The organism is Microcoleus sp. PH2017_05_CCC_O_A, assembly GCF_020738785.1.
Lineage (GTDB): Bacteria > Cyanobacteriota > Cyanobacteriia > Cyanobacteriales > Microcoleaceae > Microcoleus.
The window spans coordinates 1-11,545 of sequence record NZ_JAEQCB010000179.1 but is presented as its reverse complement, the minus strand read 5'-3'; the positions used below and the strand labels follow the sequence as shown (position 1 = coordinate 11,545).

General features: G+C 46.1%; 18 protein-coding genes and 1 tRNA gene. 9 read left to right on the top strand and 10 right to left on the bottom strand.

Going from position 1 to position 11,545, the window contains the following annotated elements; translation table 11 throughout:
* Positions 1-134: 134 nt before the first annotated feature.
* The 6 genes from JGK20_RS29605 to JGK20_RS29580 all read right to left on the bottom strand — a co-directional run bounded on the left by JGK20_RS29605 (position 135) and on the right by JGK20_RS29580 (position 2,802).
* The gene (locus JGK20_RS29605) at positions 135-473 is read right to left on the bottom strand and encodes a hypothetical protein (protein ID WP_293233149.1); all 339 of its coding nucleotides are present in this window, start codon (positions 471-473) and stop codon (positions 135-137) included.
* Positions 473-1,000, bottom strand: a complete 528-nt coding sequence (locus JGK20_RS29600; protein ID WP_293233147.1) for a hypothetical protein — start codon at positions 998-1,000, stop codon at positions 473-475. Before JGK20_RS29600 ends, JGK20_RS29605 begins: the two co-directional genes overlap by 1 nt.
* On the bottom strand, positions 1,001-1,693 hold the full coding sequence (locus tag JGK20_RS29595) for a hypothetical protein (protein ID WP_293233145.1): 693 nt from the start codon (positions 1,691-1,693) through the stop codon (positions 1,001-1,003).
* A 75-nt stretch (positions 1,694-1,768) separates the two neighbouring features.
* Positions 1,769-2,119, bottom strand: a complete 351-nt coding sequence (locus JGK20_RS29590; RefSeq protein ID WP_293233143.1) for a hypothetical protein — start codon at positions 2,117-2,119, stop codon at positions 1,769-1,771.
* 12 nt (positions 2,120-2,131) lie between these two features.
* Entirely contained in the window at positions 2,132-2,473 is a 342-nt protein-coding gene (locus JGK20_RS29585; RefSeq protein WP_293213936.1) for a hypothetical protein, read from the bottom strand.
* Between the two features lie 2 nt (positions 2,474-2,475).
* Complete coding sequence (locus JGK20_RS29580; protein ID WP_293218720.1) at positions 2,476-2,802, bottom strand: hypothetical protein; 327 nt, start codon at positions 2,800-2,802, stop codon at positions 2,476-2,478.
* A gap of 961 nt (positions 2,803-3,763) precedes the next feature.
* Between JGK20_RS29580 and JGK20_RS29575 the strand changes: the two genes are divergently transcribed.
* The 9 genes from JGK20_RS29575 to JGK20_RS29535 all read left to right on the top strand — a co-directional run bounded on the left by JGK20_RS29575 (position 3,764) and on the right by JGK20_RS29535 (position 8,087).
* Positions 3,764-4,099: a hypothetical protein gene (locus JGK20_RS29575; protein WP_293233141.1), complete on the top strand. Its 336-nt coding sequence runs from the start codon at positions 3,764-3,766 to the stop codon at positions 4,097-4,099.
* Positions 4,100-4,101: 2 nt separating this feature from the next.
* A complete protein-coding gene (locus JGK20_RS29570) occupies positions 4,102-5,022 on the top strand; it encodes a hypothetical protein (RefSeq protein ID WP_293233139.1) in 921 nt (306 codons plus the stop codon).
* Between the two features lie 322 nt (positions 5,023-5,344).
* Complete coding sequence (locus JGK20_RS29565) at positions 5,345-5,602, top strand: hypothetical protein (protein WP_293218724.1); 258 nt, start codon at positions 5,345-5,347, stop codon at positions 5,600-5,602.
* Positions 5,599-6,012, top strand: a complete 414-nt coding sequence (locus tag JGK20_RS29560) for a hypothetical protein (protein WP_293233137.1) — start codon at positions 5,599-5,601, stop codon at positions 6,010-6,012. Before JGK20_RS29565 ends, JGK20_RS29560 begins: the two co-directional genes overlap by 4 nt.
* Positions 6,013-6,444, top strand: coding sequence for a hypothetical protein (locus JGK20_RS29555; RefSeq protein ID WP_293223612.1), 432 nt, complete (start codon positions 6,013-6,015; stop codon positions 6,442-6,444).
* A 74-nt stretch (positions 6,445-6,518) separates the two neighbouring features.
* Positions 6,519-6,728 (top strand): hypothetical protein, encoded by a 210-nt coding sequence (locus JGK20_RS29550; RefSeq protein ID WP_293213943.1) that lies wholly within the window; start codon positions 6,519-6,521, stop codon positions 6,726-6,728.
* A 69-nt stretch (positions 6,729-6,797) separates the two neighbouring features.
* Complete coding sequence (locus JGK20_RS29545) at positions 6,798-7,163, top strand: hypothetical protein (RefSeq protein WP_293213945.1); 366 nt, start codon at positions 6,798-6,800, stop codon at positions 7,161-7,163.
* Positions 7,147-7,449 carry a hypothetical protein gene (locus JGK20_RS29540; protein ID WP_293179392.1) on the top strand — a complete coding sequence of 101 codons (303 nt, stop codon included), beginning with the start codon at positions 7,147-7,149 and terminating at the stop codon, positions 7,447-7,449. The genes JGK20_RS29545 and JGK20_RS29540 overlap by 17 nt, the downstream gene beginning before the upstream one ends.
* Positions 7,450-7,640: 191 nt before the next feature.
* Positions 7,641-8,087: a L,D-transpeptidase gene (locus tag JGK20_RS29535; protein ID WP_293179389.1), complete on the top strand. Its 447-nt coding sequence runs from the start codon at positions 7,641-7,643 to the stop codon at positions 8,085-8,087.
* Here JGK20_RS29535 and JGK20_RS29530 read toward each other — a convergent pair.
* The 4 genes from JGK20_RS29530 to JGK20_RS29515 all read right to left on the bottom strand — a co-directional run.
* Positions 8,084-9,199: a site-specific integrase gene (locus tag JGK20_RS29530; protein ID WP_293179386.1), complete on the bottom strand. Its 1,116-nt coding sequence runs from the start codon at positions 9,197-9,199 to the stop codon at positions 8,084-8,086. The two genes, JGK20_RS29535 and JGK20_RS29530, sit on opposite strands and share 4 nt — an antisense overlap.
* Positions 9,200-9,282: 83 nt before the next feature.
* Positions 9,283-9,356: transfer RNA gene (locus tag JGK20_RS29525), tRNA-Asp, on the bottom strand.
* 56 nt (positions 9,357-9,412) lie between these two features.
* Positions 9,413-10,540, bottom strand: a complete 1,128-nt coding sequence (locus JGK20_RS29520) for an esterase-like activity of phytase family protein (RefSeq protein ID WP_293179383.1) — start codon at positions 10,538-10,540, stop codon at positions 9,413-9,415.
* Positions 10,541-10,606: 66 nt separating this feature from the next.
* A partial coding sequence (locus JGK20_RS29515; protein ID WP_293233135.1) for a TM0106 family RecB-like putative nuclease occupies positions 10,607-11,545 on the bottom strand: 939 nt, incomplete at its 5' end.

The window sequence follows — 11,545 nt, the reverse complement described above, 5'->3', positions numbered from 1 at the left end:
GTTGCCTCCCCATCCTTGCTCGATCATTTCATCAAATCTTCGCCTAGGATTGTTCAAATTATTAATTGAATTAATCTGCGTCGATCGCCTAACATTTTCGATCCCAGAAGGCGGCTGATACACTCCAAAATTCTTCATAAGGCATTCGCGACGCTTACCCGCAATTGAGCTGTTCCAGGGGAGCAAATAGCGGAAATTGCATTTGCAGCTTGCTCATCAATTATCAACAAATGTCGCAGAGGCAAAGGATGTGCTGAGTTTGCCAGTGTCGCCCCAGCCCCGTATCTAATCCAGCATTCTCCCGCAGGATTAGATAAAGAAGTTAAATAAAGTTTTACGAGCTTTCGGCTTGCATTCGCTGATAGGATGGCAGTCGAAGAAGTCCCAATGGTGGCTGTAGTAGTAACATCTTCTGTCAGTCCTCCCGAAGAACCCGACTGGCTTCTATTTAAATTATTACAACAATTAAGCATTACTGGATAAAATTGTAAACAATGTTGTTATGGTCTTGAAGCAAGCCGGATTTCTCTTCCACATACCCGGTTATAGACAGCCAATCATTCTGTTTCCCTGCACCAGTATTGTTTTGTAACAACCCAAATCCGCGATCTATTATTTTGGCGATAATTCGCCACCCGAATCTTATCCCGTATATTGTGATTCCAGAGAAGTATTCGTCTATCCCGGCCAAGAATACAGGCTTGACGTTGTATAGGTCTATCAGCCCCACCTCAAAATCCTGGTTTGTGGGACTTCGCAAATAGACCATCAACCCTTTTTTGGGATTGGCTCTGAAGAATTGATTTTTCTGTTCTTTTTGCGATTCCGTATCCGTGGGCAAAATATTGGGGGCGAACGTTTCACTGATAGAATCCAGGTATGCCATGCAGCGAACTGAGGCCATGTACCCTTGGTAATTAATGCCCACTCCCAATACCGTAGCGGCGGGCGTTATTTTTGCGGCAATTTGAGCAATTCGATCGGGCATATCGATCGCCATTTAATTCCTCCTAGTAGTTCCAGAGACAAAGGCACGATTGCCTGCAACAGAAGTAAGAGCCGATCTCATTTCACCACCGCTGGCGGGGGCTGCGCTACCGTTCCCGCTGAAAAATTTAGCAGCTTGCCCTGTTACTTGACTCGCCGTTTGCCCCGCCCGCTGGGCAATCTGTGGGGCTTGTTTCATGGCTTGTTGTGCAACTTGTGGGGCTTGATTGATTACTTGCTTCCCGGCTTCGCTAGCTCGTGCTTGGATGTCCTTTAGGGTTTTGTTGTCCTTGCCATACAAATTCTGAGAGGCTTGTCCCGCCCACTTGTTGGCAGCGCCACTCAAGTCTTTCAAGAATCCCTGCGCCGTCTCGGCGGCCGCTTCTTCGCCCGGCCTTACAAGAGTTTCTACAGCCTGCCTCATTCCTTCCGAAAATTCCGCATTAGCCAGCTCCATTGTTTCAGCCCAGGATTGTCCGGGTTGCCACTGCTCCCAGGTGTTTGGATCTTGAATAGTGGGAATATAGCCCGGGGGATATTTTTCACCTGTTTTAGGGTCGATGATGATAGGTTGCCCACTCTCCACCACGGCATAAATCGTGGTGTGTCCAAATTGCTGCCCGAGTGGATAAATATTGCCATTCATCCCTCCGGGCTGCCCCCCAAATCCCTGCATCTGCGGGTTTCCAGATTGCTGTTGTTGCATTGAGGAAAAATTCCCTTGCCCCAACTGGTCGATCGAGGTTGGTTCGTGAATGCTGCTGCCATTGTTTTCTCCGAATCAAATCAAGTTAGGATTTGGCGTCTCAGTCAATCTTGGTTCCAGTATCCGAACCGTGAAGATGTACTGGGTGAAGGGCTTGCTCACCCCATCCGATACCTCGTTGATGATCGAAGTCCCCTGCGGGAAAATGGCAAACTGCGCGTCGTTCGAGGTGTCTTGCTGCTCGTTGAAACGAAGGAACATAGCTCCAATAATGCTCTCGCTTGTATTATTGGCGGCTGCCGTTAAGCCAACAAAGCCCAGCGGGTTGCGAGTGCTCACCAAGTCGGCTTTCAAAATGGTGACAGAAGTCGCGGTCTGAGTAGCCCCAGGGCCGAAAAAAGTCGTTAAAGGTTTGTCGATCGCCATAGTTGACAGTTATTATATTGAATTGGGATTTGGTATCGAAGACGTTGCATCGTCTTGCCAAATTTCAACTTGACAAGAATACCTTCGCAACCACTTATTGAACTGAAATTCGAGCGATTGCTCGAAGGGAGAAATACGGAATTGAGAATCCGTGCTCTGGTCTTGATTGCGCTGCCACCTCAAGAAAACAGCCAATGCCGTTGACTCGGCATTATTGACCGCAGCGGGGGTGAAGGTGTAGCTTGGCACAATTCCCACTGGTGCAACTAAATCATTTTTTAGGATAATGACTTGAGTGGCGGTTTGGGTTGCGCCGGCGCCGAAAAAGTTTGTGAATAAAGGTTCAGAAGGCATGATTATTCATACCAAATAATAACTCTTACTGGTATCCCCAGGATCGACGCAGAGTCGGTCGTTGTGCGAACAAGGAGAAAAGTATTCGATACTGACAGGAAGTAACTATGCCCCGGCAAGCCAATGCCTCCAGGAACAACACGGAGAAAACCCGTGCCTATAGTAGCGATCGCACTTACGCCCCTGATTCTCGATAAATCGAAGTTGGCGCCAAAAACCGAGGCAAGATCGACACCCGTCTGACTTGATGCCATAGCAGGAATAGTTGTATTTACAACTTTAACTTGAAAACCTACTACACCACTATTTAAGTTAGTAATTGTCCCCATTAAACAATGGCCTCGCTCATCATCACACTTGCCGTCCCAGACGCCGTAACCAAGCTCACAGCCCCCGTATAGCGAAAAGCACTTGGCTCACTATCATAGTGATACCCGGCAGGCACTGGCTGTCCATAAAGGAGAGGGGTTACTGTCGAACCCTCGCGCATAAAAATGGTGGCGGGACCTGCATTATAAAAAGAGAAACCCGCTCTGTTAGCATTAGCAGCAAGCGCAACCGATGCTGTTGTAGTAACACTGACAGCAACGGGGGTTTTTGCATTTCGAGATAGGGGGGGCTGCTGCTGAGACTGTGTGGGGTTTAAATTGTAAATTGCTCCCATTATTCCTCCGGTGGTTTATCAATAATAAAAAGATTTTTCTTGAAACTTACGGCGCACAACTCTTTTTTCTTAAGCAATCGCAAAACCTGCGGTCTGCTCAAAAAATACTTAGCACAATAATTGCGAAGCGAAATACAAGAAGGCGGATTTGCCTGCGCCCCGGCACCTGCATAAAAAGTGCTGGGGTAGGTTTTGCAATGCTTCTTGTTTTTTCTTCGCATTTATACAAGATAAGAAAAACACTCGCCGAGTGACCAACGGGTAACATAAATTGATATTTATAAAAATATTTATGTATTTAAATATTTATTTAATGCGTCTGCCACGACCTCCCACATCTTCTTTTTTTCGTTCAGAGCTCGCTGTTTGAGCTTGAGCAGAAGGTCGCTCGTTATCTTTACCGTCATCAAGGTTGACTGCATAAGGGCTGCCTACAATAAATAAATATTTAAATAATTATGGCATATTGTCCTATTACATATCAACGTCTGAAACTACCATCGCGAACTGGTCGTCGAGTGTTTTTACCTTTAAACCCGACGAGTCGTTTTTGCTTCAGAAAACGGACATGAACGGCGCTTTTCGCTAGGCTTGAAGAGTCAATAAATCACCTCGACTTTCGACTTATGCAAATTGCACCGAACGAGATTTTCGCTGGATATACCTTCGACACGGCTGCTGGCGAAATCCGTATTCCCCTCACATCTCTCCCCGGCCTCTCAGAGACTGAGGCAAATGCCACAACAGGAAATGGGATGGAGGTGATTCGGCAAATTGTCGATCGCACTCACTCAGCATTAACGGCTCTAGCACCAACAGCGCGGCCTACCAAAGCGACGGTTACAAAGCCTAATCCGTCGATCGCTTCCGGGCTTAATGTAGCCCCTGGCACGTTAAGGCAGTCGTACAATCTGGCCTTCGATCTGATGCCAGTTGCACTTGAATTAGCAAGTGAGGTCTAACGATGGCAAGGCCTGAAGGCATTACCTTCCGGGGAAACAATTATCTTCCTGACTGGGGTACGGCGACTCAAACTTTTAATTACAAATACACGTTCAAGATACCGGACGGCACCACTGATGCAATGATTAATGCGATCATTGCCGCCGTCGGCGGAACCGTGATCAATACCAGGGGGGTGCCCTGCGAAGACGAAGAGGGATACTCGTGGAGCCCGAGAAAACTTAAGTTTTGGTTTGAAGCGGGGAAAACAGTGAGTATCCCTGTTCCCAGCAAAACTAACTTAGTAGCAGCGTCGGCTACTATTGCAGGCCAATTAAATCAAATTGCTCGGGTTATTTGCGTATCACTTGAAGGTGAGACTTGGCGGAATATCATCGATTTACTAGATCCCACATCAAGCGTGTTGCCTCCTGTGCCACTACCCATAACGGACACCGACGCAGGCGAGAAGGAAACGTCGTATGTGGGTACCATGAACTACGAAACAGACGGCTCGTTTGAAATGGCTTCAAAAGCCTTCAAGATGGCTACCAACTTGGCAGGAAATATCCCTTATGCCCAGTACGCAACAGCAATCAACAACTGCTTAACTGCAAGTGGTGGTCCAATCAACACGTCAAGTGCCAGATGCCCTGGATTCAGACAAGTGACCTTCGAGCACAGGCGATTCAGGGTAGTGATGCTACAGAACCGCAGAGTTGTCGAGAAAGCTGATGGGGCTACCCCAGGTGCGGCTTCAGAGATCAAGGCCGCAAAATCTGAAATGCTCGTTCCCATGAGCAGTCGCGATCCTGAATTGATTAGGGCTTGTGGATTAGCGCTGCGAGCCGTGCCGCACACAATGTGCCTGGGATACAGAGGGGAGTGGGACAAGCGATTTTCCTCTAAAAATCCCACTGCTCTCCCTACTGCTACTCCGTAATGCTGTACCGGGCAAATTACGTCACGGACACGGGCAAAACTTATTTTTTCGCATCGTTATCGGTGCTCGCGAAAGAGTCTTTTTTGCCCGAAATATTCAAAAGCAACTCTTCACAAAGCGCAGGATTTTGCGCTTTGCCACGAACAGTTCGACCAAGGGAAGCGCTACTCTGGGATGCTTCGGGGGAGGGACACAAAATCCAATATCCATTTCAACCCGGAACCCCGGAATGGCTTGATTTCTGGAATGAGATAAACCAAAATCCAGAAATTGTCACCAATAAAAATATTGGAGAACGCATTCAATTAAACTTGAGGGACTTATGAGATTTATCATACTCAAAACCGAATGCAATTCGGATGGTATCATTTCCTTTTTTGGGGCGAATCAATCCGTCCGGCGCGCGTCGGGCAATTCTATTAACTGGATAGATTTGCGTGAAGCTAAAACTAACACTATTGAGCCGGATTTGTGCGATTTGCTGTCGTTTGACGATGCCGAATCCGCCGTCGATTTCTTGGATGATACTGAGATGTCCGGCGTGGAAAACGTCTGTATCGTAGGTGTTGAGTCTGAGTGAGTAGCGCCAGCAAAATTAACACGCGCAGAACGGTCAGGGGTAGAGATTTAAAAATTAGATACACTCAGGACAATTTAGAGGACGCTTTAATCAACCAAAGGCAATATTACGATGAGAATGGCGACGAATTAACTCCCGTAACACCGTCACTCTTAGCCCGTCAAGTGGCAACCAACAACCCAACGATTGACCGTCTTAGCAATGCGGAACCGCGTCATATCTCCGCGTGTTTCGGCTCACCTGACAACAAGACTGGCGAGAGTAACTTTAAGATTGTCGTCCCCTACGCGCCAGGGGACAACAATCAAATCGAACAAATAAAAGAGGTGTACGATTATACTTCTACTAGCACATTCTTATCACCAAAATCCCCTTTGAGCTTGACCTATCACGGCGAAAACTATGGCTAAATGCCTGCACTTACTGTTATTATAGACACGCAAATCATCACCGCTACTCCGGTTTACACGGACTGGTTTCCGCCGAACACATTGTTCTTGGTGTTCCAGTCCGATGACACGGGTGAATATGTGAAAACAGGGGAATTCGTCGAGGTAGCGGTAGCTTTATTTTCTCGAATACAAGAAGCACCATTGATTGAAAGACTGTGTGCTTTTCAGGGCTCTATAAACACAATCGACTTCATTCGGATTCCAAGTTTTCGATATCGGAACGACCTGTTTTCGATGCGCCTATTGATAAACCCTTCGACAGGATTCCACTGTCGAATCATCGCTGTAAGTGACGATAGCAGCCCAGGTTTTGATGATATTATTGGGCAGTTAGAAGACATCACCGAACAACTTGAAAACCTAGTGGACAATCCACAACAAATACCTTAAAATAAACGAAGCTAGTCAACGTCAAAGATACGTTTGATAGCCAGTCAAGCAAACAATCAAACCCAGTTAAACCAATGGAACCAAGATTCGCACGGGTAATTTTAGCCGCAATTTCTGCCAACTTCAATTACACGAAACAAGTGGACGAAAGAACCGGGGGTTCTGGGCAAAACGAAGCCTCGCTTAACGAAGCCATCATGGCTTTAGAAAACCTAGTCAATCAGGTCGGCGAGCAGATTGATGCTCCAGTACAAACAGGACAGACTGAACAACCAGTCGCGTAGCACTTCCCAATTCAATGATGGCGAAATCCGTATTTCGCCATCATTGAATCAATATGGTCAGCAAGAAAAATGAAACCAATTGTAGTTGCAGAAACAGAGAAAGGGCGGGTAAAACTAACATACCCACACCTCCCAGACTTCGAGCTAAAGATGGACTTCAATCCAATAATTGACAAGTTCCACCTCGCAGGCAGTTTTTGCTTGGTGCACTGGCAAGCCAAGCCGTTTGGACTAAGAAGATGGGGAGTCTATGACGGCGGGAAAGACAAATACTACCCATTTACATGGAATGGAGCTCTTTGCTCAACACCTCCGAGATTTCTTCAGATAGATGAAGAACTGGTGAAGTCAGTACCTACAGCGGCCCTACTTTTCATTAACACAACAGTGGTTGTAAAAGAATACCTGACCCTTCAAAATGCAGAAGCTCGTTGACCTAATCAAGGCAGATATTGCTACCACCGTAATTGCTTCCCTTGGGCTAATCGTCGCTTTTCTTGGGTTGTCGATAAGTTTCTGGCAAGCCAGAAAACAGCAAAGAAAAGAACACTTAGAAGAAATTCGATTAAGGGAAATAGAGATAAAGGAAGCAGTCAAGCAACGGGAACACATGGCGCAGCAAATGAAATTGCAAGCTCAACAGGTGAAATTCCAAGGGGAACAAATAGCTCAAATTCTCGATTGGGTCTCCAAAATTACATTCCAGAACAGGAAAGACTAATGGACAAAATCTCACTACGTATTGCATTGTTTTGTATATGTCTTTGCGCTTTCGTTTCTTGCCTAGGACTGATAATTGTAATATTAGAGGCGCAGCCAATTCCACCAAGCTTAATTGAATTAATAATTACAATAATTGCCGTCATAGGAGCTTTCTTGGCTCCGTCACCCCTGCAAAAATAACGGAGTTATATGAAGCGCCATTCACTCGCCTTTACGATGTCTTTAGCGGCATCTAACGACTTAATCTATGGAAGCCTGAAATTAACTTATCCCGACAAGGGATATATTGAATATTCAGCCACCTCAGGATGCACTCAGTGGCAACAACCAGGCGATGAATGGGCGAGAGGAAAAGGCCCGATTCCTAGTGGTTTCGAGTACCAAATCCCAACGGTGCCTTATTGGCTCCCCACACGAGGAATTGAAGGATTTTTCTTTCACATAACACCTGACCCGGTATCAGAGTCCGGTCATGTCAGAAGCGAGCTAGGCATCCACTTTGATGCTAACGTGCCGGGAAGTGCAGGGTGCATCGTACTGAAAAATTTCCCGGGATGGCAGAGATTTTGCGATCGCATGGAGGCGATCGCAAAATCCGGCATCAAGTCAATTCCACTCTCGGTTAACTATAACTAAGGCAATTGTGGCTGATTTATAACGTGGCCGTAGTGCTGAAGGATCATTTTACCGTCGCGATGCCCAGCAATTTGAGCAACTTGTGGCACCGACAAGCCACTTTCAAGGGCTTGACTCAGAAGAGTGTGTCGCGTAGCGTAGGGCTTTCTGTAAGGAATATCCAAAAACAATAATGTGGGCATCCAACATTGAGAACGAAAATTGCCATGATCTATAATTTGCCCCTTGGGGCTTTTAAAAATTAGACCACAAGCATTCTCGGTAATTATTGAGCTAAAAAGAACAAAGACACGATCGGACATCTTCAAAGTGCGGACAGATTCTTTGGTCTTGGGAGATTTACAAATTTTCTGGTATTTCCCCCGCTGCCGAGACACCGACTGCCTGATAAAAATCAGGCGCTTTTCTAAATCAACACTGTCCCAAGTTAACCCGACAGCTTCCCCAGTCCTCACTCCCGAAAAAAGTAAAAATCGCACAAACGGTGCGTAAGTGATATAGACCCGATCGACGTAATTTAATATTTTTTCGATTTCAGCGTCTGACAATGGCGCTTTTTTCTTGTCCGATCGCTGTCGCTCATCTTCTGTTGCCGTGCGAGAGCGAACCCTTTTCAAAGGATTATCCGCTGGCTTAATCAAGCCCTCTTCTACGGCCCACAACAAGCACGATCGCAACATAGACAATCTGCGATTAAACGTGCTCGCAGCCAACTCACTAATTTGCAGCCATTCAGTATTATCAAGCGAAGGATTTCCCGATTTTACAAGCATGGCTCGGACACAAGCATAATGATCTGCTGCGGTTGAAATTGGCAAGTCAAGAGAAACAACCCAAGCATCCCAAAGTTCAAGCCAGCAAATCTTGGGATTAGCTTTTACCCGAAGCGGAGTTTGAGCGGCAGATAACTTGTGGCGATACCTTCCTAGGGATGGATCAAAATTTCCAGCAAGAATATCATTTTCGATTTTTGTGGCGATCGCTGCGACCAATTGCCGATCGCGCTTATTCTCCCATTTTCCACCGGGCAAAGGCGAGAACGAAAACCTAGCGCCCTCAACAGTAAATTGAAGCCGGATCGCTTTCCTATCTTTTGACGGATTAATATTCATTTTGAGCGGATTTTGAGCGCAAACTACGTTAGCGGTAGATCCGACAAATCTATCAAAACTTTAAAAGCTTTGCTACGAGAGAACGGGACAGACGGGGCTCGAACCCGCAACTTCCGCCGTGACAGGGCGGTGCTCTAACCAATTGAACTACTGTCCCTCGTTTTGCCTTTGTTTCAGGCACAATTTCTATTATGCAGATAACTGCACCGTTTGTCAAGAGGTTTTTTGAACTTTTATTTGGAAGCCCAAAATTTGAGTCTCTTGCAGGGGACTGAAGTTGTTGTCGCTTACCAAAATCAGGCCTCTGGTACCATCGGCTAAATCGGGGCCAAATGTCAAGCCCTCAATGTTGTCTAGGGGAATTTTCAGAGTTTCCAAATCCAGCAGCAGCCGTTTTTGGGCGGGGGAAACCTCGCTGATACGGGTTTTGAGGCTTGGGAGTGCTTCAATGCGATCGGCTTTTTCCAAAGAAATCTCAAAAATTCTGATCGTCGTGCCGGTTTCCAGGGAGAAAGCGCGCTCTAAACTCAGCAAGCGCTTGTCGTCGATCGCCAATAAATCCACTAAACCGTTGCTAGTTAATTTTCCCACAGGATTGGCACCAGGGGGTAGCGGTTCCGTGATGTAGGCAAAGGAGGCATCTGGATTGCCACTCGCAGCATCGTACCGCAAAATCCGGCACGGGCTGCCTTTTTCCAGGGAAGTTACGGCGCCATCTTGAACTGTAGCGTTTTCGGTGGCGGTGAATAGGTATTTGCGATCGGCAGTTAAAGTCAAGCTTTCAAAGGCGAGATTGTTGCGGATGCCTTTGGTGCCTTTGGCATCGGGCAAAAATAGGTCAGGAATTAAAAGCGTTTTCAGCAGTTTACCATCCAGGGAGAATTCTTTGATGAAAGGAGCGATTTGGCGATCGACATCTCCCTCAGAAGAAACAAACACGCTTTTGCCAGTAAAAGTTATCCCTTCGGGATCTAAACTGAATTCGGGAAAACTTTTACCGTTTTCATCTAATAAAGTCGTCACACCAGTAAATTCAATATTGTCTTTCTCCAGCTTACCAGATGCCAAGTTAATTTTCAGAGAATAGAAGCGCGCCGGAGCCTTGCTGCTGCGGTCATCAGAAATAGCATAATAAACTTGTTTCTCCGCATCATAGGTAATTCCCGAAAGTCCGCCAATTTCTGTCCCCCCAAAGGGAGAACCTGTTGGAAATATTGCCCTACCGATAAAATCTATTTTGGTAACAGCGAAAGATTGGGCCGAAAGATTGACAAAAATAGCAACAGTTGCTGCCATCAAAAAACAGGCAATAAATATAAGTATTTTCCCTAAATTGTGCATCTTACTATCTTCTTATCTTTCTTGCTTCGCGGCCTTTGCGTCTTCGCGGTTCGTTCAATCAGAAAATTACTGTTTCTGACTCAACAAAAAATTAGTCAACCAATCTTTAACGATGTAAGTAGCGCGACAGTCGTCCTCATTGTAGCGGACGATCGCCTCCAAGAGATCGCGATCGCCCGTTTTGAGCCAATCATCGTACCAACAGACACACTGAGCACCGTTAGCCTTAGCATCGCGCCAGTCAAAACCCAACCAGCGCGCAATGGGTTTGAGTGCGTAACTTTCCACCGGCATAATCGCTTGCTGCGTCACTTGCTTGTGAATATCCACAAACCTTTTCAGCACAGGCTTCCACAAGTAAGCTGGAGTGTTGTAAAGTTTAGCCAGTCGCTTAAAAGTCTTGACTTCGTAGTCACAAAAGTGGAAAATCGGAGCAATGGGATAAGCCCACATTAGTTCTAAAAATTGCTCCCAGATTGCACCTTCCTCAGCCGGTGATTCTGCCAGGAAGCCGTGGAATTTTTCAGTGTTGTTGTACCTGTCAACAACTAATACTCCGTGGAGATAATCTAAATTTAACTCCGGTTCGGCTTCGATGTCAAAGTAGAGTTCGATTGGGGCGATCGGCAAAAAGACAGATTGTGAATAAGGAATTGGTTTTTTGCGGAGAATCGGCGCAGGTATAGAAGGTGCAGCAGATTTATTTTCTGTAATCTTTACGGACTCAATTTTAGCTATTACTAAACTATTCCCTGCAACTTCTGGTATTCTGATAAACTGATTAACCGCTGTCGTTGCCGAACCTCTATCTTTAACATCCGTTAAATTCGTTACATAATCCGCTGCCGAACTTCCTTCTTTGACATCCGTTAAATCCGTTACAAAATCCGTTGCCGAACTTCCTGCTTCTCGCACAAACGGTTGATTTAACAAAGTCGATCGCGCTTGTTGCACCACATCGACAGCCACTCCCGCCACAAACTCAGGATAACTCGCTAATAAATC